The organism is Roseibium sp. RP-7, from assembly GCF_053005225.1.
In genome coordinates this window covers 68,088-93,832 of record NZ_JBRKQA010000001.1, presented here as the reverse complement: position 1 = coordinate 93,832, position 25,745 = coordinate 68,088, and the positions used below count along the sequence as shown (strand labels likewise).

The 25,745-nt window shown below is 60.1% G+C and carries 21 protein-coding genes; 7 read left to right on the top strand and 14 right to left on the bottom strand.

Annotated elements, in window-relative coordinates; translation table 11 throughout:
* Position 1: 1 nt before the first annotated feature.
* From ACVDG9_RS00400 to ACVDG9_RS00385, 4 genes are all read right to left on the bottom strand, one after another.
* On the bottom strand, positions 2-1,306 hold the full coding sequence (locus ACVDG9_RS00400; RefSeq protein WP_075283390.1) for a cytosine deaminase: 1,305 nt from the start codon (positions 1,304-1,306) through the stop codon (positions 2-4).
* Positions 1,306-2,226 carry an ABC transporter permease gene (locus ACVDG9_RS00395; RefSeq protein ID WP_201030437.1) on the bottom strand — a complete coding sequence of 307 codons (921 nt, stop codon included), beginning with the start codon at positions 2,224-2,226 and terminating at the stop codon, positions 1,306-1,308. Before ACVDG9_RS00395 ends, ACVDG9_RS00400 begins: the two co-directional genes overlap by 1 nt.
* A complete protein-coding gene (locus ACVDG9_RS00390) occupies positions 2,226-3,065 on the bottom strand; it encodes an ABC transporter ATP-binding protein (RefSeq protein WP_205838498.1) in 840 nt (279 codons plus the stop codon). The genes ACVDG9_RS00395 and ACVDG9_RS00390 overlap by 1 nt, the downstream gene beginning before the upstream one ends.
* A gap of 72 nt (positions 3,066-3,137) precedes the next feature.
* Positions 3,138-4,148, bottom strand: coding sequence for an ABC transporter substrate-binding protein (locus ACVDG9_RS00385; protein ID WP_447237033.1), 1,011 nt, complete (start codon positions 4,146-4,148; stop codon positions 3,138-3,140).
* Between the two features lie 178 nt (positions 4,149-4,326).
* Here ACVDG9_RS00385 and ACVDG9_RS00380 point away from each other — a divergent pair, with 178 nt between their 5' ends.
* Positions 4,327-5,262 (top strand): LysR family transcriptional regulator, encoded by a 936-nt coding sequence (locus ACVDG9_RS00380; protein ID WP_031268748.1) that lies wholly within the window; start codon positions 4,327-4,329, stop codon positions 5,260-5,262.
* Positions 5,263-5,275: 13 nt separating this feature from the next.
* On the opposite strand, the gene ACVDG9_RS00375 is transcribed toward ACVDG9_RS00380, so the two are convergent.
* Positions 5,276-6,073 carry a creatininase family protein gene (locus tag ACVDG9_RS00375; protein ID WP_055656929.1) on the bottom strand — a complete coding sequence of 266 codons (798 nt, stop codon included), beginning with the start codon at positions 6,071-6,073 and terminating at the stop codon, positions 5,276-5,278.
* A 501-nt stretch (positions 6,074-6,574) separates the two neighbouring features.
* Between ACVDG9_RS00375 and ACVDG9_RS00370 the strand changes: the two genes are divergently transcribed.
* The 3 genes from ACVDG9_RS00370 to preA all read left to right on the top strand — a co-directional run bounded on the left by ACVDG9_RS00370 (position 6,575) and on the right by preA (position 9,933).
* Positions 6,575-6,829 carry a hypothetical protein gene (locus tag ACVDG9_RS00370; protein ID WP_022999263.1) on the top strand — a complete coding sequence of 85 codons (255 nt, stop codon included), beginning with the start codon at positions 6,575-6,577 and terminating at the stop codon, positions 6,827-6,829.
* Positions 6,830-7,197: 368 nt separating this feature from the next.
* Positions 7,198-8,544 carry an NAD(P)-dependent oxidoreductase gene (locus tag ACVDG9_RS00365; RefSeq protein ID WP_447237032.1) on the top strand — a complete coding sequence of 449 codons (1,347 nt, stop codon included), beginning with the start codon at positions 7,198-7,200 and terminating at the stop codon, positions 8,542-8,544.
* Between the two features lie 75 nt (positions 8,545-8,619).
* Positions 8,620-9,933 carry an NAD-dependent dihydropyrimidine dehydrogenase subunit PreA gene (gene preA / locus ACVDG9_RS00360; RefSeq protein WP_022999265.1) on the top strand — a complete coding sequence of 438 codons (1,314 nt, stop codon included), beginning with the start codon at positions 8,620-8,622 and terminating at the stop codon, positions 9,931-9,933.
* 111 nt (positions 9,934-10,044) lie between these two features.
* On the opposite strand, the gene ACVDG9_RS00355 is transcribed toward preA, so the two are convergent.
* Together ACVDG9_RS00355 and ACVDG9_RS00350 are read right to left on the bottom strand one after the other, a co-directional pair.
* On the bottom strand, positions 10,045-12,336 hold the full coding sequence (locus ACVDG9_RS00355; protein ID WP_447237031.1) for a putative bifunctional diguanylate cyclase/phosphodiesterase: 2,292 nt from the start codon (positions 12,334-12,336) through the stop codon (positions 10,045-10,047).
* Between the two features lie 127 nt (positions 12,337-12,463).
* Entirely contained in the window at positions 12,464-13,453 is a 990-nt protein-coding gene (locus ACVDG9_RS00350) for an ABC transporter substrate-binding protein (protein WP_022999267.1), read from the bottom strand.
* Between the two features lie 420 nt (positions 13,454-13,873).
* Here ACVDG9_RS00350 and ACVDG9_RS00345 point away from each other — a divergent pair, with 420 nt between their 5' ends.
* Positions 13,874-14,575 carry a nitroreductase family protein gene (locus tag ACVDG9_RS00345; RefSeq protein ID WP_022999268.1) on the top strand — a complete coding sequence of 234 codons (702 nt, stop codon included), beginning with the start codon at positions 13,874-13,876 and terminating at the stop codon, positions 14,573-14,575.
* A gap of 84 nt (positions 14,576-14,659) precedes the next feature.
* On the opposite strand, the gene ACVDG9_RS00340 is transcribed toward ACVDG9_RS00345, so the two are convergent.
* The 7 genes from ACVDG9_RS00340 to ACVDG9_RS00310 are packed head-to-tail and all read right to left on the bottom strand — an operon-like array spanning position 14,660 to position 22,192.
* Complete coding sequence (locus tag ACVDG9_RS00340; protein WP_022999269.1) at positions 14,660-16,495, bottom strand: V-type ATP synthase subunit A; 1,836 nt, start codon at positions 16,493-16,495, stop codon at positions 14,660-14,662.
* A complete protein-coding gene (locus ACVDG9_RS00335; protein WP_022999270.1) occupies positions 16,492-17,238 on the bottom strand; it encodes a hypothetical protein in 747 nt (248 codons plus the stop codon). The genes ACVDG9_RS00340 and ACVDG9_RS00335 overlap by 4 nt, the downstream gene beginning before the upstream one ends.
* Before the next feature lies 1 nt (position 17,239).
* Positions 17,240-17,941: a hypothetical protein gene (locus tag ACVDG9_RS00330; protein WP_447237030.1), complete on the bottom strand. Its 702-nt coding sequence runs from the start codon at positions 17,939-17,941 to the stop codon at positions 17,240-17,242.
* A gap of 24 nt (positions 17,942-17,965) precedes the next feature.
* Entirely contained in the window at positions 17,966-18,415 is a 450-nt protein-coding gene (locus ACVDG9_RS00325) for an ATP synthase subunit C (protein ID WP_006939055.1), read from the bottom strand.
* Positions 18,412-20,205, bottom strand: a complete 1,794-nt coding sequence (locus tag ACVDG9_RS00320) for a V-type ATP synthase subunit I (protein ID WP_447237029.1) — start codon at positions 20,203-20,205, stop codon at positions 18,412-18,414. The genes ACVDG9_RS00325 and ACVDG9_RS00320 overlap by 4 nt, the downstream gene beginning before the upstream one ends.
* A complete protein-coding gene (locus ACVDG9_RS00315; protein WP_022999273.1) occupies positions 20,202-20,825 on the bottom strand; it encodes a V-type ATP synthase subunit D in 624 nt (207 codons plus the stop codon). The genes ACVDG9_RS00320 and ACVDG9_RS00315 overlap by 4 nt, the downstream gene beginning before the upstream one ends.
* On the bottom strand, positions 20,825-22,192 hold the full coding sequence (locus ACVDG9_RS00310; protein WP_062491123.1) for a V-type ATP synthase subunit B: 1,368 nt from the start codon (positions 22,190-22,192) through the stop codon (positions 20,825-20,827). Before ACVDG9_RS00310 ends, ACVDG9_RS00315 begins: the two co-directional genes overlap by 1 nt.
* Before the next feature lie 675 nt (positions 22,193-22,867).
* On the opposite strand from ACVDG9_RS00310, the gene ACVDG9_RS00305 reads away from it, so the two are divergent.
* The gene (locus ACVDG9_RS00305; protein WP_447237028.1) at positions 22,868-24,655 is read left to right on the top strand and encodes an ethylbenzene dehydrogenase-related protein; all 1,788 of its coding nucleotides are present in this window, start codon (positions 22,868-22,870) and stop codon (positions 24,653-24,655) included.
* Positions 24,656-24,717: 62 nt separating this feature from the next.
* Entirely contained in the window at positions 24,718-25,734 is a 1,017-nt protein-coding gene (locus tag ACVDG9_RS00300) for a 2Fe-2S iron-sulfur cluster-binding protein (protein WP_447237027.1), read from the top strand.
* Positions 25,735-25,745 lie beyond the last annotated feature (11 nt).

Here is a 25,745-nt window from a genome sequence, read left to right as displayed (position 1 = left end):
GTCAGCCTTTCGTCAGCGGGTCAAGTTCAGAATAATCCGGCAGGCGACGGTCGATGCCCATGCCATTCCGCATCACGATGCGGTCCGCCTGCGGACGGGACAGAAATTCGCTCCAGCTTCGAGCGTTGAAGATGACGAGATCGGCGCCCAGCCCCTCGGCAATCCGCCCGGCTTCGGGAACTTGCAGAATGTCGGCCGGAAGGCTGGTGACCACCTTGGCCGCATCATCAAGCGGGTGGTCCAGATGCGCAATACGCACCGCCTCGCGGAACACTTCCACCATGTCGAGATCGCCATAGGCGTAGAAAGGATCGCGGGTATTGTCCGATGAAACGGCCACCGGCACGCCTGCGGCCCGCAGTTCGTGCAGCAGTGTGACGCCACGCGAACGCGGTGTGCGGCCCGGGTGCCGGTCCTGCAGATACATGTTGCACATGGGCAGGGAAACGACGGATAGGCCTGCCTCCCGCACCTTGTCGATTGTCGCCTTGGCCTTGTCGTCGTCCTGGCGCGCCAGGGAACAGCAATGGCCGACTGTCACCGCGCCTTCGAACCCGTTGCGCAGCTTGGCTTCCGCAATAGCAAGCAGCGTCAGGACGTTGGCATCCTGGGTCTCATCAACATGCAGGTCGATATCGAGGCCGTTGTCCGCAGCCGTGCGAAACAGGATATCCAGCCTGCGGTCTAGATCCGGCAACGGGAAGGTCACGCCGCCAAGCAGCCCGCCGTTTGCCACGACGACCTCCACCAGGTCGGAAAAATAGGCGTCGTCATCGATGGCATCGATCGGAAACAGGGCGGCAGCCTGCAGGGCGATCCGGTCTTTCCAGCGTTCGCGCATGTCGGCGAACACCTCGAAGGAAATCCGGTGCTGCGGTGCCAGGCTGTCGAGATGGGTGCGCAGGAGGCTGGTCCCATGCGCATAGGCACAGCGCAGGGAGAAGTCCATGCGCGTTTCAACGTCCCTGGCCGTCCAGTTTGCCTCCCGGTCGGCCCTGACGGCGGCAAGTGCACCGTCGAAATCGCCGGTCGGGTTGGGTTGCCGGTCCCAGATATGACCCTTGTCGATGTGGGTGTGCATGTCGGCAAAACAGGGCCAGACCATGCGCCTTTGCAGATCAACGCTTTCGATGTCCGCAGGGGCTGCCCCAGCCGGTAGGATGGCCTCAATGCGACCGTCTGCGACGATCAGATCGGCCGACGACAGGCCCTCGCGCGCAGGAAGCGCCGACCCCGGCGTGACTGCGGCGGGCAGGGTTGCGGTGCGCAGCGCGAACCGGCCGGTTTTGGGAAGGTCGAGTGTCATCAGTTTTCCCGCTTCAGGCTGCTTTCGTGCCAGCGATGCAGTGTCCACCAGGAGATGAAGGACGTCAAAGCGAAGATCAGCACACCCAGGCTGGCAAGCAGGAACAGCGCTGCGAACAGACGTGAAATATTGAGCCGGAACTGGGATTCCAGAAGGCGGAAGGCAAGTCCCGAGCCTGCACCGGCCGATCCGGCCGCAAATTCGGCAACGACCGCCGCAATCAACGCAAGGCCGCCCCCGATGCGAAGGCCGGTCATGAAATACGGCAGGGAAGCCGGCAGCTTCAGATAGATCAGCGTCTGCCAGCGCGAGGCGCCGTAAAGTTCAAACAGGTTCAGGAGGTTGTGATCCACGCTTTTCAGGCCCTGCACCATGTTGGACAGGATCGGGAAGAAGGCGACCACAAAGGCGCAAATCAAAAGCGCTGCCTGTGTTGACGGAGCATAGATCAGGATCAGCGGAGCGATCGCAATGATCGGCGTGACCTGCAGGATAACGGTGATCGGATAGAGCGCCGTCTCGATCCAGCGCGACTGCACAAGCAGGATCGCCATGCCGCCACCGCCGATCAACGCCAACGCAAGGGAGGCAAGCGTGATCTTGGTCGTCACCCAAAGGGCGGGCAGCAGGATGTGCCAGTCGGACATCAGCGAATTCACCACCAGGCCCGGACCGGGAAGAATGTAGTGGGGAATGTCATTCACGGTGACCATGACCTGCCAGAGCGCGATCAAGCCTGCGATGACGAAGATCGGCACCAGAACCGTCAGGATACGCTCCCGCCGCTTGGCAGCGGCCGCGCTTTCCTTTGTCGGCAGCTTGGCTGCTGATGCCGGCCTTTTGCGCGCGACCTGCGCTTCGCTGTCTGGTTCCTGCAGCACGTCGGCGGGTGCCAGTGTTTCGTTTGCTGGTGCGGTCATCAGTGCTCCTCGCCTCCCATGGCTTCCGACAGCATGGCGGAGACTTCCGCGCAGGCCTGCCTGTACTCCTCGGAGGTACGGTACTGCGCATCCCGCTCCAGACTGGTGTGCAGGGGAAAGTCCGAGTGCACGCGGCCGGGCCGGGCTTTCATCACGACGATCCGGTTTGCCAGATAGGCGGATTCATAAACGGAATGGGTCACGAAGATCACCGTGATGCCGGTCGCCTTCCAGAGCGCCAGCACATCGTCATTCAGCTTTTGGCGCGTGATCTCGTCAAGGGCCGCGAAGGGTTCGTCCATCAACAGCAGCTTGGGCTCGGTTACCAGCGCACGCGCAATGGAGACACGCATCTTCATGCCGCCGGAAAGTTCGCGCGGATAGGCATCGGCGAAGTCCTTCAGACCTACGCTTTCCAGCGCGGTCATGATCCGTTCCGATGCCGCTTTCTTCGAGATGCCCTTGAGGCGCAGGGGAAGGTAGACGTTGCCGAAGACGGTCTGCCAGGGCATCAGCGTCGGTTCCTGAAACACGAAGCTGATGTCGCCGTCAGGCAGCCCTCTGGAGTTGATGCGGAAACTCGGCCAGTCGATTTCGCCTTCCGATACGCCGCCAAGGCCGGCGATGATCCTGAGCGCGGTCGACTTGCCGCAACCGGACGGCCCCAGCAAACTTATGAACTCTCCGGGCCGGACCGTCATGGACATGCCGGACAGGGCCAGCGTCCCGTTGGAGAATACCTTCGAAACATTATCCATCGCCACCAGCGGGCGGGACGATTTCACACTGCGGGCCGACGGCGTCTTCGTTTCTGCGCTGCCCTGTTCGGCGATGACCATGCTCAACTCTGCATCTGGAGGCGGCCGCTTCGCACGCCGTGGCGCGAAGCGGAATGGATTTGCCAAACCGGCTTACTTCTTCAGGTCGAGGCCGACGCCCTTGCAGACGAAGTCCGTAGTGTAGGACTGCTTGTAGTCAAGAGGGGCATCCACGACGGCGATCGAGGCCAGCGTATCGAAGAACGCCTTGAAATGCTCGTCGGTCATGCAACCGATGCCCTTCTCTTCCGTGTCGCCGGAATCCACGATGCCGTATTCCTTCATCTTCGCAAGGGAATAGGCGAGCTGACCGTCGGTCATTTCCGGGTTGTCTTTCTTGATCAACTCGTTTGCCGCGGCGTTGTCGCCATACAGGTAGTTGTACCAGCCCTCGATGGAGGCATCGACGAAACGCTGCACCAGATCCGGGTTTTCCTCGACCAGCGCCTTGGAAGTGGTGATCATGGTCGAGTAGGGCGTCCAGCCTTCATCAGCCAGAAGGAACACTTTCGGCGCCCAACCCGCCTGGTTTTCGATTTCATACGGCTCGGAGGTCAGATAGCCCTGCTGCGCGGACTTGGGATCGACGATGAAAGGAGCCGGGTTGAAGGTGTAAGGCTTGAACTGGGCGTCGGAGAAGCCTTCGAAGTTCTTCTTCATCCACTCGAAATAGGTGACGTAGCCGTCCTTGCCCATGTAGATGGTTTCAAGCTTGGCAAGGTCGGTGAACTTGTCGATGCCCTGATCGGGATGCGCCACGAGGATCTGCGGATCCTTCTGGAAGATGCTGGCGACGTTGATCAGCGGAATGCCTTCCTTGACGTAGTCGAAGCCCTTCAGCGTCCCGCCCATGTAAAAATCGATCTTGCCGGAGATCAGCAGCGCATCGTTGGCGGCCTGCGGGCCGCCCGGCGCGATCGTGACCTTCAGGCCGTATTTCTCGTAGGTGCCGTCGGCAACGGCCTGGTAAAACCCGCCGTGTTCCGCCTGCGCGAGCCAGTTGGTGCCGTAGCTGACCTCATCCAGCGCCAATGCCTGGTGAGTGGCGGTTCCGGTGAGAAGAACCGCTGCGAGAAGCGTCTTCGCAGATGGGAAAACTGTCATTTCGTACCCTCCAGTAAAACAAAACTACCGTGAAACCGCACATTTCCGAAAATATTTGATCCCTTGCAGCGCACGTTGAAAAGCATCAAAATTCGCCTGCAGCGATGCCTTATTGTCATCGCTATCTTTTCTGACGATCAATTGTGCCGCATGCACAAAAAGGAGGCACTTCTTGGCCCTGCTCCACTCCCGCAAGCTGCTTTACCTGGATGAGATCGCGCGCTGCGGTTCCATTCGGAAGGCAGCTGATCGGCTGAATGTGTCGTCCTCCGCCATCAACCGGCAAATCCTTGCCCTGGAAGAGGAATTCGGCGTTCCCCTGTTCGAACGCCTGCCGCGCGGGCTGCGGCTCACCGCGGCTGGAGAGCTGTGCGTTGAACATATCCGCGGCGTTCTGAAAGACTATGCCAGGCTAGAGACCCGGATCCGGGCGCTGAAAATGCCGCAGGCCGGGCAGGTCTCACTGGTGACGACCGTCGGCCTAGCCTCGGGGCCGTTGTCGGAAATCATCGCGAAGTTCATCGAGAAGAACCCGCGCGTTCACATCAAGCTGCGCAGTGACGGCGGCACGACGACCATCAATCCGGTCCTGACAGGCGAAGTCGACATCGGCCTCGGCTTCAACATCGCCGCAACGCCGGGCCTGCGGACGCTGGCCACCTTCGACATTCCCATTGGTGCGGTGGTTCCGCCCGGACACAAACTGGCACAGGAAACCGGGCCGGTCGATCTCGTGGATGTGGTTCAGGAGCGTCTGGTGCTGGCCCAATCAGGAACCAGCCTGCGGGACGTGATCAATCTGGTGCTGTCGTCCGTGCCGATCCCGGTGGAGCCGATCCTGGAAACGAACTCCTCGGAAACGGTTCGCCAGCTTGTCCGGCGCGGCATCGGCATCAGCCTGCTCAATCCACTGGACGTTCTGGCCGAATGCCGGCGGGGCGAGCTTGTTTTCCGACCGCTGAACGTTGCCCGGACACATCATCAACCGATGAAGCTGTTTACTCGGGCACGAGCCTCGATGGACGCGGCAACAAGCCTGTTCGTCGAATTCCTGCTGCAGGAACTCGTTGCTCAGGTGGAGGAATTGCAACGGGAAGGCAACCTGCCCGTTTAAGATCCGAAGATCGTTATGGCTTATACAGGTTGGTCAGCGAATAGGCTGTGAAGTCACGCAGCATCTCAATGAAACCGGCGGCCTGATGAGCACTGATCACCGCTCCTTTTTCCGCCGTCCCCCTGGAGGCATCACCAACGACGCCCGCCGGGTTGAGATCGTGGGCGATCCAGGCCAGGGCGTGGGGCGGGGTCGGCTGGATGTATTTGGAGTTTTCCAGCATTTCTTCGGCTTTTGAGACGAAGTTCTCGGCCTTGTCCATGCGGACCAGTTCAGGCCGGAAATGCAGCATCAAGGACGTTTCGACCTCGCCGCCGTGAATACCGAATTTGGACTCGTGAGCGGAAATCATGCCGTCCGGATGACCGAACCGGCCCCAATGCGTCACCAGAACAGCCATTTCGTAACGCACGCGCAGTTCGCGCGAGACGATGCTGATGATGTCGGTGTTGCCACCATGGGAATTGACGATCACCATCTTGCGAATGCCGGCTTCCGACACTTTCTGGCCAATGGCGGTCCAGACGGGGATCAGCAACTCAGCCCCGAGAGACAATGTTCCCGGGCCGTAGACATGTTCGTTCGCCTTGCCGATTTCCTGCACAGGCAACACCAGGATATCGAGATCTTCCGGCAGCTGTTTGCGCGTTTCGGCAAGCATTCCCTGGGCGATTGCGACATCGGTCGCGATCGGCAGATGCGGGCCATGTTGCTCGGTCGAGGCGGTCGGCAGGATTGCGATGGTCCGCTCGGGATCAAGCGCCGCGAAATCCGAGGCATTCAATTCGTTCCAGAAGAAATGCTTGGCCATCGGCGCTGCCCCAACTCTGTTGCCGTGATGCGTTCCTGTTTGGCGTAGGCAAGTCGGCGACACTTGAAAAGCATCATTATGTCTTCAGCCCGCTGCCTTTTTGTGCGCAGTGGGTTTCAAGCCCTTTACCGACCCGGAGCAAAATATGGCGACATCCGTCCGCCACTTTGTACTCAATCGAAAAAAATTTTCCTTTTCTGTCCACAAACATGTCCACAGGCGCAGGGTTCCGAAAACAGGCTGAAACCGGTCATTTTCCCACCACTGCAAATCCGGAAACCTTTTGTTAACCATGCAGTTAGCGGGAGTTCCCCAAGGAGATGCGCTGCATTCCGGGTTAACCCGCCCGACCTGGATGGCGAAAGTTTGGGCGCACCTATGCCTACCCAGAAGCGAAACGGCCACATTTACACCAAAGATTTGCCTTGTGATGTGCGAGGTAGGACGCCGCATTGAGGCTCGGGATGCGGCATTGGGTAAAATGTAAGGTGGGTAACCGACATGTATCTCCTGTTCTTCATGGGAGCCGTCCTCTATGGCGCCGTTACGCTGGTGTTTCTGATCCTGTCGTCTGCGGAATTGCTTGATAGCGGACTGAGCACACCAAAGCGGCTGCTGGGAGTTCTGGTCACATCGATCTTGTGGCCTGCAACTCTTGTTGCAGTCAGTCTTGTGCTCGCGTTCCAGAATGTGGCCGGACGGGTTCAAAGCCCCCGTCAGACAGCGCCCCTGCGCCTGTCACACCACTCGCACTAACCGGACACGGTTCCGGAACCAACGCTACCAGTTTGCCTGGCGGCCGCTTCAACTCTGGTGCACACAGGTGCGCCGGAGCTCTTTGGCGTGCGTGCGCGTTGATCTGTCCTGTTTTCCCCGCCAATACACCGTGACAGGCAGCTGTCAGGCCGGATTTTGCGCCATGGCGCAAATTTCATCACAGCGCCTTTTTTGCGTTAAGGTGCTGTTTTTCCGGTAATTTTATTGCTGATTTTTTCCCTCAAGTTTTTAATCATTCCAAAAAAAATTTGACTAACTGTTCAAATTTTCTTCCAATGCTTCCTGAGCTTCCTCATCAAACGAAGGAAGCCACCTTGAAAACGATCGCCAACCTTCCGGAGATCTCCATGACCCAGACCAAAGCCGGCCCGGACATTGCCGCCGGGCGCTTGCCTGAGGACGCATACGCTGAGAATTTCAGCGACCTGCACCCGCTGCTGGACCAGCACGAAGCGCAGGTCGAAGCCGACCGTTGCTACTTCTGCTACGACGCCCCTTGCATGCAGGCATGCCCGACCAGCATCGACATTCCGCAGTTCATTCGCCAGATCTCGACCGGGAACCCGACCGGGGCCGCGAAAACCATTTTCGCCCAGAACATTCTGGGCGGCATGTGTGCCCGCGTCTGCCCGACCGAGACACTGTGTGAACAGGTCTGCGTGCGCGAAGTTGCCGAAGGCAAGCCGGTGAAGATCGGCGAGTTGCAGCGGTATTCGACTGATCACTTCATGTCGGAGTTCAGCTCGACGCCGTTCACGCGCGCTGCTGCAACCGGCAAGAAGGTTGCCGTCGTCGGCGCCGGACCTGCGGGTCTTTCCTGCGCCCACCGGCTGGCGGTGCACGGTCACGACGTCACCCTGTTCGATGCCCGCGAAAAAGCCGGCGGCCTCAACGAATACGGTATCGCCTCCTACAAGTCGGTCGACGACTTTGCCGCGCGGGAAGTGGATTTCATCCTGTCCATCGGCGGTATCGAAGTCCGGACCGGCATGCGCCTCGGCACCAATCTGGATCTTGCGACCCTGCGTGCCGAATATGATGCCGTGTTCCTCGGCATCGGTCTTGGCGGCGTCAATGCGCTTGACCTTGAAGGCGAAGAAAAGAGCGGCTCGATCGATGCCGTCGACTACATTGCCGACCTGCGTCAGTCGAAGGATCTTTCCCAGCTTCCGGTTGGCCGGCGCATCGTGGTGATCGGCGGCGGCATGACTGCGGTCGACATTGCGGTCCAGACCAAATTGCTGGGCGCCGAAGACGTCACGATCGCCTATCGCCGCGGTCAGGACCGGATGAACGCCTCCGAATACGAACAGCAGCTGGCCCAGACCAGCGGCGTCCGGATCATGACCTGGGCCCAGCCGAAGGGCCTTGTCGGTGAAAACGGTGCGATTACCGCGATTGAACTGGAGCGGACCCAGGAGCAGAATGGTTCCCTGACCGGTACAGGCGAAGTCATCACCCTGCCTGCGGACATGGTGTTCAAAGCCGTTGGCCAGACCCTGGTGCAAGCGGATCTCGGCGATGCGCTGTCCCTTGAAAAGGGTCGCATCGTGGTTGATGCGGACCGCAAGACCAGCCTTGCCGATGTATGGGCGGGCGGTGACTGCGTGCTGGGCGGTGAAGACCTCACGGTTGCCGCTGTCGAGGATGGCAAGATTGCCGCCGAGAGCATTAACGCTGCCCTGACCGCCTGAGACTTGCGCGCCTGAAACCTGAGCGCCCGGCAGCAGCTGACGCGCTCGGCGCCACCGATTTGAGGGAGAGCCACCATGGCTGACTTGCGTACTGATTTTATCGGCATCAAATCGCCGAACCCGTTCTGGCTGGCATCCGCGCCGCCGACGGACAAGGAATATAACGTCGTCCGGGCCTTCAAGGCCGGCTGGGGTGGCGTCGTCTGGAAGACGCTTGGGGAAGATCCGGCGGTGGTCAACGTCAACGGTCCGCGCTACGGCGCGATCCATGGCAAGGACCGGCAGCTGATCGGCCTCAACAACATCGAACTGATCACCGACCGTCCGCTGGAAGTGAACCTGCGCGAGATCAAGCAGGTGAAGCGCGACTGGCCGGACCGGGCGCTCGTCGTCTCGCTGATGGTGCCCTGCGAGGAGCAGAACTGGATCGACATCCTCCGCCGCGTCGAAGAAACCGAAGCCGACGGTGTCGAACTGAACTTCGGTTGCCCGCACGGCATGAGCGAACGCGGCATGGGCTCCGCCGTCGGCCAGGTGCCGGAATACATCGAAATGGTCACCCGCTGGGTGAAGCAGCATTCGCGCATGCCCTGCATCGTGAAGCTGACACCGAACATCACCGATGTCCGCAAGCCGGCGCAGGCCGCCAAGGCGGGTGGTGCTGATGCTGTTTCGCTGATCAACACCATCAACTCGATCATGGGTGTCGACCTCGACATCATGTCGCCGTCTCCCTCTGTCGACGGCAAAGGTGCGCACGGCGGTTATTGCGGCCCGGCCGTAAAGCCGATTGCACTCAACATGGTCGCCGAAATCGCCCGCGACCCGGTGACCCACGGATTGCCGATTTCCGGCATCGGCGGCGTGACCACCTGGCGTGACGCGGCCGAGTTCATGGCGCTTGGCGCAGGCTCTGTGCAGGTCTGCACGGCCGCAATGACCTATGGCTTCCGGGTTGTCGAGGACATGATCGAAGGCCTCAGCGACTGGATGGACACCAAAGGCTATACGTCCGTCGACCAGTTTGTCGGCAGCGCGGTACCGAATGTGTCCGACTGGCAGTACCTCAACCTCAACTACATCGCCAAGGCCAAGATCGATCAGGATCTTTGCATCGAATGCGGCCGCTGCCACATCGCCTGTGAGGACACGTCCCACCAGGCGATCACCAACATGGTGGACGGCGTTCGCAAGTTCGAGGTGATCGACGAGGAATGCGTCGGCTGCAACCTGTGCGTCAATGTCTGCCCGATCGAAGGCTGCATCACCATGGAGCCCATGGAGGCCGGCAGCATCGACCCACGCACCAAGAAGCCCGTCGAAAAGGACTACGCCAACTGGACGACGCACCCGAACAACCCGATGGCCGTCAAGGAAGCAGCCGAATAGGCAAAGCTCCGGCGGTCACCTTCAACGCGGGCAGGATCCTCCCTTGCCCGCGTTTTTTTGTTCGCTTTTCAGTCTAGGGAACCTTGAAAGGGATTGCTGCAAGCAGGCAGATCAACCGCCGGCTCGACGGATGCCTTCCATCCGCGACAAAGGATCAGGCGGCATCAACTCGTTGAACGGCAGCGGCCTGTCGAAGAGATAGCCCTGCAGGAACTCGCAACCCGCCTCCACCAGGAAGTCGCGCTGAGCTTCCGTCTCGACCCCTTCGCCGACGCTTTGCATGCCCATTACCCGGGCAAGGCTCAGCATGGAGCGGATGACCATGTCCGCTTCCTCGTCCTCGCCGATACGCGACACGAAACTGCGGTCGATCTTCATCTTGTCGAAGCGATACTTGTGCAGGTAGTTCAGGCTGGAAAATCCTGTGCCGAAGTCGTCAATGGCAAGCCCGACGCCAAGATCGCGCAGCTTGAGAATGGTGTTCCGCGTCTGCGCGCTTTCCTCCAGCATCAGGTCCTCGGTGATTTCGAGAACAAGCCTTTCCGGAGGAAAGTCGTATTTATGCAGCAGTGCCTCGACCTTGTCCGCGAAACCTGTGGCCTGGATCTGGCTTGTGCAGACATTGACCGACACGCCGGTCTGCATCCAGCTGCAGGCATCGTGAAGTGCCCGCTCCAGCACCCAGGCACCGATCACAGGCATCAGTCCAGCATCCTGGGCAACCGGCAGGAACATTGCAGGCGGCACCAGGCCGCGGCTTGGATGCCGCCAGCGGATCAGGGCTTCATAGAAGGCCAGTTCGCCCGACCGGGCGTCAACGATCGGCTGATAGAACAGGTCGAATTGCTCTTCACGCAGGGCTGAATCAAGATCCACACGGATCTCGCGCCGTTCGCGCAGAAGGTCGTCCATCCGCTCGTCGTAAATCCGGAACGAGCTTTTCTGCTCCATCTTGCAGCGCTGCAGGGCGATATCGGCAGCGCGAACAAGACCTGTCAGTGTCTGGCCGTGGTCCGGGAAGCGGGCAATACCCGCGCTTACGGACGTTTCAATGCGCTTGCCTTCATAGTCGAACGGCTGCCGCAGCTTTTCAAACAGCTTGCCCGCTTCCTCAACGGCCTGCTCCGGCGTTTCCCAACGCTCCGTCAGGATCAGGAATTCATCGCCACCGCTGCGCGCAACCAGGTCGAACGGGCCGAGCACCGATCTGATGCGTTCGGCCTGAGCAACCACCAGGCTGTCGCCCACGGTGTGCCCGTAGATGTCGTTCACTTGCTTGAGGTTGTCGACGTCGAGATAAATGATCCAGGCGCCACGCTGCTGATCCTTGCGCAAGGCAAGCCTTTTCGTGGCTGTGGCGTGGAAATATCCGCGTGTGACGAAGCCTGTCAGGGAATCGTGATTGGCGGCGTAACGGGCTTCCTGTTCACGGGCTGCCAGCCGTGCCCTGGCGTTGGCATTCTGCCGGAGGGCAATCAGGGCCACCGTCAGAATGACCCCGAGTGACAGCAGGAGAACGGGTATCGAAGACAGGATGATCCCCGACGACTGGCTCATCGGATACCAGGCGAGATAACCAAGCACCGTGCCGGACCCGTTCTGAACCGGGGTACCGATCATTCCGTCGGGAATTTCCGAAGCGAATTTCAGATTGTCGAGGGCGAGGCTGGACAGAAGATTGCTGAGATGCGCCGCATCGATCTCGAATGCGTTGACGAGAACGTTCGGCGGCCCAAAGGACATTTCGATCCCACCGGGATCCGGTACGATCGCAAAGGCCGCGACGATGAAGGGGTGATCGTTGATCTCGACGATGTCGATGGCCGAAATGTCGGCCAAAGTCCCGGTGAAGCGGACTTCGCCTGGTTCTGACCGGACCAAGGCTTTGACGTAATTGCCGCGTATGCTGTCCAGCGTGCCGGTAATGCCCGTCTGGACGCTCTTGGAAAAGTCTTCCGCTCTCTCCTTGCCGTGGAAGTTGGAAGAAAAGAGGACCTTGCTGTCCGGACCGAAAAGCACTGTGTAGTCGTGGGCGAAATCCAGGGCCATGTCGACGCCGAACCTGGCCTCGATCCAGTCAGGCGACAGATTGGTATCGATATTCTGATAGGCGGCGTTGGAAGCGGCGTAGCGCTCCATTTCACGCAACAGCAACTGCTTGTGGTTCTGGAAGACACGCGCGACTGATTTGGTCTCCCGCATCGCAGCTTCGCGCTCCGCGACCAGCACCTTGAACAGCACGGCGCCGAAAGAAAAAATCACCGCGCAGAACATCAAAATGATGACGAGGCTGGAAGAAATGCCGAAAACGCCCGCGGTCATCCGGCGCGGTTCGTCGGATACTGTCTCCGCCGCGGAATGAACCAGGTCGAATTTGTCTGTTTTTCCAGACAGATCGCGCATTTCGCTTTCAAAATCCCAAGCTTTTGTCAGCGAAGCAGTCTGGGTTCAAACCTTTAATTTTTAGTGCCTTGGCAGGCATGAGGCAAAGGCAGCCGGAACAATTTCCGCCCCGGCTGCCCGATTGACGTTACATCTTGTCGGTGACGACCGTTGTTGTGGCGCCTTCCGGCTCCTTGGTGATGACCGGGTCGGACCCGCCGGACAGGAGGGACTTCACGGTGCGCTCATAGGCAGACATGTCCAGTTTGCCGTCAGATCCATCAACCAGCTTGTTGATTTCGCCGACCATGCGGATCTGATGCTTTTCGGTCTGCGCGCCAGTGGCGTCGTTTTCCAGAACGATTTCAGCAGCTTCTTCCGGGTTTTCGGCGGAATAGGCCCAGCCCTTCATGGAGGCCTTCACGAAGCGGGCGAGCTTGTCGACCATTGCCGGGTCGTCCAGGCTGGATTCCAGAACGTAGAGACCGTCTTCCAGCGTGGCGACACCCTGGTCTTCGTATTTGAAGACGATCAGGTCTTCTTCCGGAATGCCGGCATCGATGACCTGCCAATATTCGTTGTAGGTCATGGTGGAGATGCAGTCGGCCTGCTTCTGCAGCAGCGGATCGACGTTGAAGCCCTGCTTCAGAACGGTCACGCCTTCGTCGCCACCGTCGGTCGGAATGCCGAGCTGGCTCATCCAGGACAGGAACGGATATTCGTTACCGAAGAACCAGACGCCGAGTGTCCGGCCCTTGAAGTCTTCCGGTGAGGTGATGCCGGTTTCCTTCAGGCAGGTCAGCATCATGCCGGACTTCTTGAACGGCTGTGCGATGTTGACAAGCGGCACACCCTTTTCGCGCGATGCAAGGGCGGACGGCATCCAGTCGATGATCACGTCGGCTCCGCCACCGGCGATAACCTGCGGCGGCGCAATGTCCGGACCGCCCGGCTTGATCGTTACGTCCAGGCCTTCTTCGTCGTAAAAGCCCTTGTCCTTGGCCACGTAATAGCCGGCAAACTGGCCCTGTGTGACCCACTTAAGCTGCAGTGTCAGCTCGTCCGCGGCGTTGGCCGCACCTGACACCAGGCTTGCGCCCAGGACAGACGCGAGCGCCAGACTTTTCAATGCCTTCATTGCCATTCCCCTACTGGTTATGGGCGAGCCGCTGTCGGACTCACCCTTCTCTGGAACTTCAAACCCTAACCGGTGCGGACCTCGGAGCGGTTCCCGGCCGCCTGATCCTCTTCCGGCTGTTTGGCCGCATCCGGACGCCGGGGCATTTTGCCTTCTCAACGAACAGTGCTGACCAATTGGTCAAGAAAATCTAGAAAGGTGCCATGTCACTGGTCAAGGTTATTTTTTCATCAAGGCCATTTGGCGTTTCAAAGACGAGCATAGGCGGGCTTGGTTCAAGTTGTGAAGCCGGTGGATCGGATTTTTAGTTGCCTGACGCCCGGTCAGTCGATCCATACTTAACGGTGCATAGTGGGAGGAGATTGCGCGGCCCGGATTCCTTGCGAATCCGCCGGTCGGCAATGCAAATGGACAAAAAACATGATTTCCAAATCAGCCCTGGATTACCAACCGTTGCCGCTGCCGGATCGGCGAATTTACGACGACAAGGAAATGCTGGCCCGTGCGCAGGACTTTTATGACGATGTGCGCACCCGCCATACGGTTCGCCATTTCTCGGACCGTCCTGTGGACCGTTCCATCATCGAAGCCTGCATCCGCGCTGCCGGAACGGCCCCGAGCGGCGCCAATCATCAGCCATGGCATTTCGTGGCGATTTCCAATGCCGACCTGAAGCACAAGATCCGCCTGGCTGCCGAGGAGGAAGAACGCAAGTTCTACGATGGCGGTGCGGGCGACGAATGGATCAAGGCACTGGAGCCCATCGGCACCGACGCGGACAAGCCGCATCTGGACATCGCCCCATGGCTGATCGTGATTTTCGCGCAGCGCTGGGGCACCTTCGACGACGGCACCCGCTACAAGCACTACTACGTTCCCGAAAGTGTCGGCATCGCCACCGGCCTCCTGATCACCGCACTTCACCATGCGGGGCTTTCAACCCTGACGCACACGCCCAACCCGATGAAATTCCTCAACGGGATCCTGAACCGACCGGAAGCGGAAAAGCCGGTCATGATCCTGGCCGTCGGCCATCCCGCGGAAGACGCCACGGTACCGGCTGTCGCCAAGATCAAGAAGCCGCTGGAAGAGATCCTGAGCGTGTTCGAGGACCAGGAATAGCTTCAAAACCAAGTGCGTTTCCAGCGCGTCACCCCGGGCGGGCAGCGCGAAGCCCGGGGCTTACTCGCCCGCAATACGCGACGATCACCCCGTCACATGTGTCGGGGCAGCGCTGACATTGGCCTTTATCTTCTCCAGCAGTTCCTTGCGGTCCGGGCTGCCGTCGGCGGCGTAGTTGAGGTTCTTGAAGAGCGATGTCTGTTCGGTGAAGAACTTGCGGACGGCTTCCTTGTCGTCAAAGGCAAAGTCGGTGCGGGCGATCCGGTAGACGAGATCGAAGGTTTCCTGCTGGCGCTTGAGCGGCGCCGACACGTCGACATCGTCAAAGGCATCCTGCTGCAGGTAGACCATGTCGAGGAACAGCGCCTTCTGCTGAAGGATGAAATCGTCGGTCGAGACGCCCTCTTCACCTGTCACCTGCATCATGCGGGTGATCTCATCACCCTTTCGCAGGAGTTCAATCATCTCCGAAACGCGGGGAACCCAGTCCGGGCCGATATTGTTCTGGTACCAGTCGTTGAGCTGAATGTGATACCGAGACCAGGACAGCAGCGGGTCGACCGCCGGATAGAAGCGCTTGTAGGCCCGTTCGGACGAGAGGCCCAGGAAGGTCTTGACCGTGCCGAGAGTCGACTGGGTGACCGGTTCCTCAAAATTGCCGCCGGCCGGAGACACCGTGCCGATCATGGTGAGACTGCCGGTCTCGCCGCTGGCGGTCCGCAACACGCCAGCGCGTTCGTAGATGCCCTTGATGGCGCTGTCGAGATAGGCGGGAAACGCTTCCTCTCCCGGAATTTCCTCCAGCCGGCCGGAGGTCTCACGCATGGCCTGGGCCCAGCGGGAGGTACTGTCGGCGATCAAGAGCACGTCATAGCCCATCTGCCGGTAATATTCGCCAAGGGTAATGCCGGTGTAGATCGAGGCCTCGCGCGCCGCCACAGGCATTGAAGACGTGTTGCAGATGATGACCGTACGATCCATGAGCGTGCCGTCTCCGGAAGGGTCCGGCTGGTGCGGGAACTCGGTGATCGTTTCGACCACCTCGCCGGCACGCTCGCCGCAGGCAACCACGATCACGATATTGACCGCCGAGAAACGCGAAATCAGCGATTGCAGCACCGTCTTGCCCGCACCGAAGGGACCCGGAATGCAGCCCATTCCGCCACGGGCGATGGGAAAGAACGTGTCGATCAGGCGCAAGGTGGTGATCAGCGGCTCGCTTGGATAAAGCCGCTCGCTCTGACCGGCCTTGACCAGCCCTTCCGGGATCGCCCGGCGAACCGGCCAATGCTGGACCATGGTCAGGTCGCGGGTTTCGCCGCGATCGTTCTTGAGCGTTGCCACCACCTCGTTGATGGTGAACGTTCCTTCGCGTATCCGGTCCACTGTCCAGGAACCCGTCGTGACGAAGGGAACCATGATCCGGTGCTCGAACCTGCCTTCCGGAACCGTGCCGAGCGTTTCCCCGGCTTTGACCACATCACCGGATTTCACCTTGGGTTCAAACGACCATTTGCGGTTCTGGTCGAGAGCGTTGGTGAGCACCCCGCGCGGCAGGAAGAAGCCGTGCTCGGCCGCAATATCGGCCAGCGGGTTCTGCAAGCCGTCAAAAACCGTGCTCAGCAGGCCCGGTCCGAGAGCAACCGACAGCATCTCGCCGCTCTGGATCACCTTGTCACCGACGCGCACGCCCGCAGTGCTTTCGAACACCTGTGCTTCAGCGGACTTTCCGCGCACGCGCAGCACTTCGGCCTTCAGGTATTCCCGCGGCTTGCCATCACGTTCGGGACCGTGGGGGATAATATAGACCACCTCGTTCTTGATGAGAGGGGCAGAGCCGAGCGGCGACAGTGTGACGAGATCGTCCTGCACGGCGACGATTTCCGCGGTCGGTTCGGGCAACTGAACATGGCTCGTCATGAAGGGGCTCCCTCAAGGGCAGAAGTGAAGTCTGAGAAAAGATCCGGCCGGCCGGCTTGACTGCCGTCATCCGTCTTGCCGTCAAGGGCTGACGCCACGAGCGTGGCCAGCCGGGCACGTGCATCGGCCTCGTTGTAGCGCGACCAGCGTTCCACGATCACCCAGCGCAGCACGTAGATCGCAACGGCCTCGAAATCGAATTCATGCAGGTTGCCGTAATGGCCCATCTGTCGGAAGACCTGGGTGAGGACAAGACGTTCCATGGCGATGTGATCGCCCGCCCGCATCAGTTGGTGAGCCTCGCCCACCCACGGCATGAAATGGCCGAGCCCAAAGGCCGGGTCGCTCCAGTTGGCCTTGACCTGTGCGCACCAGCGGCCGAAGCCCCAGTTCTCGATATCTCCGGCGCTTTCCTGTCCATCCCGGCGTCGACGCAGCGCTGCAATCAGCGTCCGCGTTTCCATGCGTGCCCCGACAAGATGTTGCAGATCCGGATAGGCAGCCAGATCGGCAAGAACCTTGTTTGCCCGCCGGATCACATCGATGTCGCGATCATAACCGGCAACACCGGCCCAGGCCGTCACCTCTACCATCTCGCGCAGCAGGCTCGCATGCGCGGGCTCCAGCATTGACAGCCGCTGCTTCAAGCGGAACCCCGAGATCGGCACGTCCTTGCGCGAGAACAGCTTGCCAAGATGGGGCAGGCTGGACACCAGCGCGATATATTGGTGCGGCCGGCTCATGTCAGCGCAGCACCCCTTCCATCACCGCTCTGAGACGCGGTTGCAGGTGCCGCTTCAACAGTGTCGCGATCGCTTCTTCGGTCAGATCGATGGAAACGTCCCTGTCGGTCAACTTCACCTTGATGCCGTCAAAGCCCGGTGCGGTGGAGAAGGTGACCCCTTGCCGCAACACTTCGCCCGCAAGCGCAATCACGAAGTGGGTGAGGGTTCCCGGCTCGACCGCCTCGGGCGATTGCTTCAACTCCTCGAAGGTGACGACCTTCTCCGGCAGGACGATCTCCATCGGCTCAGCGTCGCTGACCGACGCATTGTCCTTTGCGTTGGCGGCCATCGCCAGAATGAGGTTTTTCAGGAATTCCTGGTCGGCAAGTGTGGTTGCCACCAGCCGGCCGGCTTCCTGCTGAATGCGGTCGCCCAGCTCGTTGCGCAGGCTGAGGACAAGATCGCGCGCGGCAACCTTCAGCCCGTCTTCCGTCGCCGCCTTTTCCCTGGCCGCTTCCGCTCTTGCATCAGCCAGCAGGCTGTCCGCCTTCTGCCTTGCTTCCTCAACGATGGTTTCCGCCTTTTCCCTGGCCTTGGCCAGGATGGCATCCCCCTCCGACTGGCCCGCGGCCACGCCTTCGGACTTCAGCCGTTCGATAAGCGCCTGGACACCGGCACCAGCGGCGTTCTCCAGGTCGTCTGCTGCGTCATGTTTGGCCATTGCCGCCTCCTGTTCCTTCTGGCCCTAAGCGGGGATCGAGCCGGACAGGACCAGCGCGAAGACGAGAGCAAAGACCGAAAAGCCTTCCAGCACCGCCGCCGGAGCGAGGGAAATGCCGAAGATTTCCGGCTTGGCCTTGGAAGCATGAATGGCCGAGGCGAGCACCTCGCCCTGGCGAATGCCGGTGTAGAGCATGGTGACGCCGGACAGGAGGCCGATGCCGAAAAGCGCGGCGCCATTGGCTGCATCAATGGTGGGCTGCTGCAACGAGAACATGATCACGATGCCGTAGATCACCTGGGACGACGGCATCAGCGAAACACCGATGAACCGGCCATAACCACCGTCGCTGTCCAGCATGGCGCCGATCGCGGCACTGCCGCCAAGGGCGCAGCCCCAGGCGCTGCCGATGGCGCCGAGGGCGACCGGCGCGAACAGCCCAAACCATCCGAGAGCCACAACGAATTCGTTCACAGGCGTGTCTCCTCTTTCTTGAACGGACGGAAAGGCGTGCCCTCGTCCTTCAAACCCCAATTGAAAAATTCAATGACATTCAGACGCAGGCCATGCACGCAGCCGGCGATCAGCCCCAGCCCGATATTGATGGCGTGCCCGAGCACGAGAACCGCGATGGCGATCAGCAGACCGACGCCAGGAACCGCGTGGTTGAGCTGGCCCGAGAGCGAGTTGATGGTTTCGGCAAGCGACGCTGCCGCAAGCCCCAGCGCAAACAGGCGCATGTAGCTGAGAACATCAGAGAAGATGTTGACGATACGGGCCAGCGAGGCGAGGCCATCGAAGACCCTGAGGCCGCCGGTCTTGAGCGATGTCACCTTGCGGTCGCTGCCGAAGATGCCGACCAGCAGAAGCCCAGCAACCACCGCGACCGGGCCGGCAACCGCAATGGAAGTGCCCTGCCCCAGAAACGTTGCCAGGCCACCGAGTGCCACCAGACACCAGCCGACAGGCTGCAGGCGACCGCTCAGGCTCGTTTCGTGCCAGGCGCGCATCAGGTTGGCGATGACGATATGGGTCACGCCGATGGTCAGCGTGATCTTCATCATCGTGTCCACGTCTTTCAGATGCAGCACCTTCAGGCGCGCGAGAAACGTGCCTTCGGGAGGCGCAACACCGAAGTAGCTGCCCGTTGCCACGCCAAAGGCCGCCGTCGAGATCATCAGCCAGACGGACATCCGGAACATGCGCCGACCCAACGCCGAACCTTTGAAGCGCGCCCGGAACAGGTACAACAGCAGCAGAAGAAGCAGGCCATAGCCCGCGTCCGTCATGATCATGCCGAAGAAGATCACGAAGGAAACATAGACGATTGCCGAAGGGTCCCACCCTCTGTAGCCAGGGGTCTGATAGAATTCGACCAGATCCTCCCCCGCTTCCAGCGCCGGGCTGTTGTCGAGAAGCGTGGGCGGCGCATCGGCCTCTTCGACATCCGTCACCAGCAGGGCGATGCCGAGACTGTCCGAAAGCGTGCGGACTTCCGTGACCTGGTCCCGCCGCGCCCAGGCCTGAAGCACGAAGACCTGCTCGGTGTCCGCTGTTTCGAGCGACGCCCTGTGGCGTGCGGAATGGTCGCGAGCGGCGGCAAGGTTCTGCGCCAGCACGAACCGCCATTTGGTGAGAGCCTGACGCTGCAGCTCCAGCTCTTCCAGTTGGATGGTCGCATCTTCATGTTGACGCCGAAGCACCGAGAGCGCCTCGGCCCCCACGTGAACGCGCGGCACCGGCATGGCATTTGCCGCCGGTTCTTCCGGAGAAAGCAACACGATGTAGCTGCGGTACTTGCCGCGGTGGACGATCTCCAGGATCTTGTCGGAAGGATCGATCAGCTTGATCTTGGCGTTGGGCACCACGTAGAACCACAGCCGGTGCTCGCCGATTTCGGCCAGGTCGGAAAAGCTGAATTCGCCCCAGGGCTCCACATCCTGAATGCGCTGGTCAAGGCGCGCCACCCGGTCTTCGCAGTCACGAAGCGCCTTGCGGTTGGCAAGCGTCTTTTCGACCACCGTTTCCAGGTCAAAGTCGTCAAGATGGGTGACAGGACGACGCTGCGCCTTGCTGTCCATAAGCCAGCGCAGGGCTTCGCTCGCCTCGCGCCCCCGGCCTGCGGGAACGGCTTCCAGTTCCTTTTGTGCCGATGTCAGGGGGATCAGATGCAGGGCACCGAATTCCTGCGTGGCTTCCAGCACCTTGTCCTTGTCCTCAAGGATGCCGACCAGATTCACCTTGACGAGCGGGACGATGGTCATAGTTCGGCCACCGAGGTTTCGGCGCCGCGCGCTGCCGTCTTGCGTTTGGAGATCTTGGCACGGACCACGGCATCGCGTTCCGCGTCCGCCAGGGCCATGCGGATTTTCTTGATGTTGCGTTCCGCCTGCGGGATCAGCACCTTTTCGAACAGGTTGACCCTGCGAGAGATAACCGCTTCGGCCTCGATCAGCCGGGCAATACGCTCCTTGGCAATTTCCCGCTCCTTGTTGAGCCGCAACAGTTCCTGCATGCCTGCGACATAGGGGTCGACCCAATGCGGGCGCGCCAGACGGGAATAGGGTTTCGTCTCGACCTCGATATCTTCCAGGACCGGCAGCCGGGTGCCGGAGAGGTTCTGCTCGCCGACGACGGCCTGCTTCAACACCACGAGCCCTTCGAGCGGGACATGCTTGTTGGCCATCATCGGCAGGGACCGCGCAAGAGCGTTGAAACGCTCCTCATACTCCGCCTCCAGGCGGACGGCTGCTTCCTTGGCCTTGGCGCGCTCGGCCATGATCTGGAGCCTCTTCAGCTCAAGAGACGGCAGGAAGCGCTTGTATTCCGAGAGCTGTCCGCTTTCCCGGGCCAGAGACGACTTGTTGAGGGCCAGCCTCGCCATCAGGCAGCCTCCTCGTCAGACGCTCCGCCGGCAGGTTTGCTTTTCGGGAAATACTTGTCGATCAGCCCCTGTTTCATCAAAAGCTGTTCCGGCTGGAAGCATTCGGCAAGCGTCTGCCAGCACAGGTCGAGCGCCTCCTCCAGGGGCATTGCGACATTGATATCCATGAAACGCCGCCGGAAAAGGCCGCCAAACTTCAGAAGCTGGTGGTCGTATTCCGACAATTCGAACGCCATGGACTGCTTCTGCTCCGCATCGCGTGCGCCGGAATAGAAGCGGATCATGGTGTTCATGATCTGGTTGTGATCCTCACGTGTCACTTTGCCGATCACATGCTGTTTCAAACGGGACAGCGAGCCAAAGGGATCCAGAACGCCGCTGTGCAGATAGAACTGGCCTTCGGTGATGTAGCCTGTGTTGTCCGGCACCGGATGGGTGACGTCATTGCCCGGCATTGTCGTGACCGTAAGGATGGTGACCGAGCCTGAGCCCTTGAAATCGCAGGCCTTTTCATAACGGCGGGCCAGCTGGGAATAAAGATCGCCCGGATAACCCCGGTTGGCGGGCACCCGTTCCATCGCAATGGAGACTTCCTTCATGGCATCTGCGAAGGCGGTCATGTCGGTGAGCAGCACCAGAACGCGCTTGCCTTCCTCAACGGCGAATTTTTCCGCAACCGCAAGGGCCATGTCCGGAACCTGCAGGCGCTCGACCACCGGATCCGACGCCTGGTTGATGAACATGACCGTGCGCGGGAAAACGCCCGCATCCTCGAACTGCTGCCGGAAAAAGGCATAGTCATCGAAGATCAGTCCGAGGCCGCCGAACACCACGATATCGGCGTCTGCCTGGATGCCGATACGTGCCAGAAACGGATTATAGGGTTCGCCGGAAACCGAGAAGATCGGGATCTTCTGACTTTCCACGAGGCAGTTGAAGATATCGATCATCGGCACATCTGTGCGGATCATGCGCGAAGCAAGCACGCGCTTCATCGGGTTGGCAGACGGTCCGCCGATCGGGACGGAAGGGTCGCTGGACAGATCCGGGCCCCGGTCAATCGGCTGCCCCGCACCGTCGAACACACGGCCCAGGATATTGTCGGAATAGGTGACTTTGGCCGGCTCACCCAGAAAGCGTACGGACGAATTGTTGGCGAGGCCCTTGGTACCGGAATTGACCTGCAGCGAAACCATGTCCCGGTCGATGTTGATGACCTGTGCGAGAGACGTCGCACCATCGCCTGAATCGACCAGTGCCAGATCACCCAGGCACGGGCGCCCCTCCGACTCGCTCTTCGTAGAAGACACCTGAATGCGAATGATATCGCCAACGATATCGACAATCCGTGTGTGGGAGACCAGCATTAACGCCCCCTTGGGAAGGAAATTAACTCACATCGGGCCAAACCCGTTCTGCTGCAACGCAAACCATCTTAGGCGGGTTTTTCGATCCCACACAACCTGAACTGTTGCCCGGCACCCAACTTGCTTCAACCAAAATGAAGTTAAGAGAGAAATGATTGCGTTCGTATGACTTGCATCAAAGTGCTCATGCCAGAGGCAGCAGGCTTACTCCCGCATTGCCGCAACCCCATTTCACTTGCGTTAACGGCGGACCGACTTCGCTGATCCGCTTAATTCCGGCATAAGCCCAGGGAAAAGCAGCATTCAGGAAGACGTGCCGTTGCGCTGCACAAATTTAAAGCAACTTTCAAACGATCCACCTGATATTCTACCTATATATTGGAATATCAATTCTCTATTTTCCCGATCATTCTTCATGATCGTTTCTTTTTCACGATCACGCGCCTTCCCGCCAATATTGTTCTTCAGTCATTTGAATTTTTTCCCAAGAGGAAGATTTTTAAGCATGCGCAAAACCACCCGGATAGGTTTAAGGTCAGTTGTATTCGCCATTTTTTCTTCACTTTTGTTAAAATGTGATATTTTTTAGGCAAAGCGCTTTGAAATTTCCCGACATCCGGTTGCACAACCTATGCCGGTAACCCGGTCGCATTGCTGGCGGCCCTGGAGGAAAAGTTGACGGACCAAGTGACTGATCACGCCCTGGAACTGCCTTCATCGTCCAATTCATCCAAGAAATCCCAAACAGGCCGGCGCGCCAATGGCGCGGATAGCGCGGCGAAAAGACCCGAGGACCGCAGCCCTCCGTTACGCAGCGACATCGGCACGATCCTCCTGCACTGGACGCTGGTTATCGCGATCGTCACCAGCCTGCTGACGGGCATGCGTCTGTCGGCGGATGCGGAACACGCCTGGTTCTCCAAGCTTTTCGAACCGATCCTGCCACAGGGTGAAATCTGGACCTGGCACTATGTGTCGGCGATATTCGTTCTGGCGGTGATCTTTGCCTATGCGGCCTATATGACGCTTGGCCGCCTGAAACGGCGCATTTCCTCCAAGAAGATCGTTGTGCTGACGCTTCCCGCCAGCACCAAGCTGCGCCTGGCCGCGGTCAACGTCATCGCCTACTGGATCCTGTTCGGGGCCGTGCTCACCCTGTCGGCAACGGGCGTCCTGCTTTACATCGGTCATGGTGGCATCTGGGTGACGGTGCATTACACGGCCGCGCTCGTGGTGCTGACCTATATCGTTGCCCATGTGGTGCTGCATTATTGTTATGGCGGCGTTGCCCAGTTGCTGCGGCTGTTCCGTCCGCAGGCGCTGCGACGTTTCCCGGGCATGAGCCGTCACCCGCTGGCCCTGGCGACTGCCCTGGGCGCAATCGTGCTTGTTGGCGCCGTCAGCCTCGATTTCGGCACACGCGACAGTCTTGTCGTTGCCAAGGGCACCACCCTGCCGGAGCTGGACGGCACGCTGGACGATCCCGTCTGGCAGGACGCGGCCCCTGTTTTCATCCGAACACAGCAAGGCTCGAATCTGGACGGAACAGGTGAATCGACTGTCGAGGTGCGCGCCGTACAGGTGGGGGACAAGATCGCGTTTGCCTTCCGCTGGGAAGACAAGAACCGGTCGTTGAAGCGGCATCCGCTGATCAAGCGTGAAGACGGCTGGCACATGCTGAACAACCGGGCCGACATTTCCGACGAGACCGCCTACTACGAGGACAAGTTCTCGGTTGCCTTTTCCACCACCGACACCTTTGGCGGCGGTGGCGCCACCCACATGGGCCCGAAGCCCCTGAGTGACAAACCGGCGGCCTTCAACCACCGCGGCCTGCATTACACGACCGACGGCAGCCTGGTGGATGTGTGGCAATGGAAAGCGTCCCGTGGTGGCATGCTGGGACGCGTCGACGACATGCATTTCGCGACGCCGGTGGAACCGAACGAAGCCCAGGCCGCCGGCAAGAGCCGCTACAGCGCCGGCTACAATCCCGACGAAGGCAAGGCTTTCTACGTCTACAACTACATCGGCGATCCCGTGACCCACTACCACGGGACCGTCGGCGTTCGCCGGCTCCCGGTTGACTATCAGAAAATGACATCGCTGATGGGCACCATCGATCTTTCCACGGAAGGGAGCGAAGACGAGGGCTCGCAGTGGTGGATGTTCGAAAACGAAAGCGTGCCGTACTCGCCGGAAAAAGATGCGGAAATCCCGGTCGGGACGGTTATTCCGGGGGTTCTCATCGAGGGTGAATACGCCGGCAGCCGGGCAGATTTGCTGGGTGGGTCCAGGTGGCAGGACGACCATTGGACGCTTGAAGTCGTCCGGGACATGGATACCGGCCAGAGCCAGGACCTTGCCATGACGGACGGTCTCTTCATGTGGGTCTCTGCCTTCGACCACAATCAGACCCGCCACACCCGCCATTCCCGTCCCGTGCGGCTGACCTTCAATTGAGGCCTGCCCTTCCCGCCTTTCCTGTCTTTTCCGGACGTTTCTTTCAACGGATATAATCACCCATGTCGAAAAGCACCTGTACGGTCACCATCAACGGGAAGGCCATCAAGGCCAATGTCGGCGATACACTGATCGACGCCGGGCTGGGCGGACGCCTCGTCATCCCGCACGACTGCTGTTCCGGCCAATGCGAAACCTGCCGGGTCCGCGTTTTGAGCGGGCAGATCGACGACATGGGCACCCGGGAAAAGGACACCGTGCTCGGATGCCTTTCCGTTCTGGAAGGCGATGCCGAGATCGCCTATGACCCGGTGCCGCTGGTGAAGACCACAAAGGGAACGGTGGAAAGCATTCGGCCGATCAAGGACGGATACCTGGAAGTTCGGGTCAAGACGGCGCGGCCCGTGCCCTGGCTGCCGGGGCAGTATCTGCGCGCGACCTTTGCAGGATATCCGCCACGTGACTACAGCCCGACGACCCCGCTCAACCTGGATGCGGAAGAGAACGTCCTTGTATTTCACATCAAGGTCTACCCGGACAGCATCGTATCGTCGAAGCTGGGCAAGGAAATTGCCAAGGGACATGCCGTCAAGCTGCGAGGCCCGTTCGGCAATGCGTTTTTGCGGCGGCAGCAGAACCCGATCCTGCTCACCTCGACCGGCACCGGGTTCGCACCGATCTGGTCGATTGCCGTTGCTGCAAGCCTGGGCCAGACCGGCCGTGAAATCCGCATCATTGCCGGGTCGAGAACCCGGGACGGGATCTACATGCGCGACGCGGTACGCTGGCTGCAAGGCCGGGGCATTCCGATCACGCTGACGGCAGGCGATGGCGACGACGAGACGGTGCGCAAGGCGCGCCCGCATGAACTGGTCGGACAACTTACGCCCGATCACGTCGTCTATTCGGCCGGTGCGCCGTCACATGTCGACGCCATGCGGGAGATCGCGCTAGGCGCAGGGGCAACCTTCTACGCCGATCCGTTTTTTGTGGCGGAGGAAGAAAGTGGCCTGCTGGCCCTTGCTGGAAACCTTATCCGAAAGGCATCCGCACCGTTTACCTCGGTTTCCGCCGGCTGACGCCAGAGCGC

What these genes read in the sequence shown, in the direction of transcription:
- ACVDG9_RS00340 (WP_022999269.1), bottom strand. Translation starts at nt 16,495, where the DNA reads ATGACGAGCCATGTTCAGTTGCCCGAACCGACCGCGGAAATCGTCGCC.
- ACVDG9_RS00350 (WP_022999267.1), bottom strand. Translation starts at nt 13,453, where the DNA reads ATGAAGGCATTGAAAAGTCTGGCGCTCGCGTCTGTCCTGGGCGCAAGC.
- ACVDG9_RS00310 (WP_062491123.1), bottom strand. Translation starts at nt 22,192, where the DNA reads ATGCTGGTCTCCCACACACGGATTGTCGATATCGTTGGCGATATCATT.
- ACVDG9_RS00365 (WP_447237032.1), top strand. Translation starts at nt 7,198, where the DNA reads ATGACCCAGACCAAAGCCGGCCCGGACATTGCCGCCGGGCGCTTGCCT.
- ACVDG9_RS00385 (WP_447237033.1), bottom strand. Translation starts at nt 4,148, where the DNA reads ATGACAGTTTTCCCATCTGCGAAGACGCTTCTCGCAGCGGTTCTTCTC.
- ACVDG9_RS00355 (WP_447237031.1), bottom strand. Translation starts at nt 12,336, where the DNA reads ATGCGCGATCTGTCTGGAAAAACAGACAAATTCGACCTGGTTCATTCC.
- ACVDG9_RS00330 (WP_447237030.1), bottom strand. Translation starts at nt 17,941, where the DNA reads ATGGCCAAACATGACGCAGCAGACGACCTGGAGAACGCCGCTGGTGCC.
- ACVDG9_RS00375 (WP_055656929.1), bottom strand. Translation starts at nt 6,073, where the DNA reads ATGGCCAAGCATTTCTTCTGGAACGAATTGAATGCCTCGGATTTCGCG.
- ACVDG9_RS00300 (WP_447237027.1), top strand. Translation starts at nt 24,718, where the DNA reads ATGTCGAAAAGCACCTGTACGGTCACCATCAACGGGAAGGCCATCAAG.
- ACVDG9_RS00370 (WP_022999263.1), top strand. Translation starts at nt 6,575, where the DNA reads ATGTATCTCCTGTTCTTCATGGGAGCCGTCCTCTATGGCGCCGTTACG.
- ACVDG9_RS00315 (WP_022999273.1), bottom strand. Translation starts at nt 20,825, where the DNA reads ATGGCGAGGCTGGCCCTCAACAAGTCGTCTCTGGCCCGGGAAAGCGGA.
- preA (WP_022999265.1), top strand. Translation starts at nt 8,620, where the DNA reads ATGGCTGACTTGCGTACTGATTTTATCGGCATCAAATCGCCGAACCCG.
- ACVDG9_RS00390 (WP_205838498.1), bottom strand. Translation starts at nt 3,065, where the DNA reads ATGGTCATCGCCGAACAGGGCAGCGCAGAAACGAAGACGCCGTCGGCC.
- ACVDG9_RS00335 (WP_022999270.1), bottom strand. Translation starts at nt 17,238, where the DNA reads ATGAGCCGGCCGCACCAATATATCGCGCTGGTGTCCAGCCTGCCCCAT.
- ACVDG9_RS00345 (WP_022999268.1), top strand. Translation starts at nt 13,874, where the DNA reads ATGATTTCCAAATCAGCCCTGGATTACCAACCGTTGCCGCTGCCGGAT.
- ACVDG9_RS00320 (WP_447237029.1), bottom strand. Translation starts at nt 20,205, where the DNA reads ATGACCATCGTCCCGCTCGTCAAGGTGAATCTGGTCGGCATCCTTGAG.
- ACVDG9_RS00400 (WP_075283390.1), bottom strand. Translation starts at nt 1,306, where the DNA reads ATGACACTCGACCTTCCCAAAACCGGCCGGTTCGCGCTGCGCACCGCA.
- ACVDG9_RS00395 (WP_201030437.1), bottom strand. Translation starts at nt 2,226, where the DNA reads ATGACCGCACCAGCAAACGAAACACTGGCACCCGCCGACGTGCTGCAG.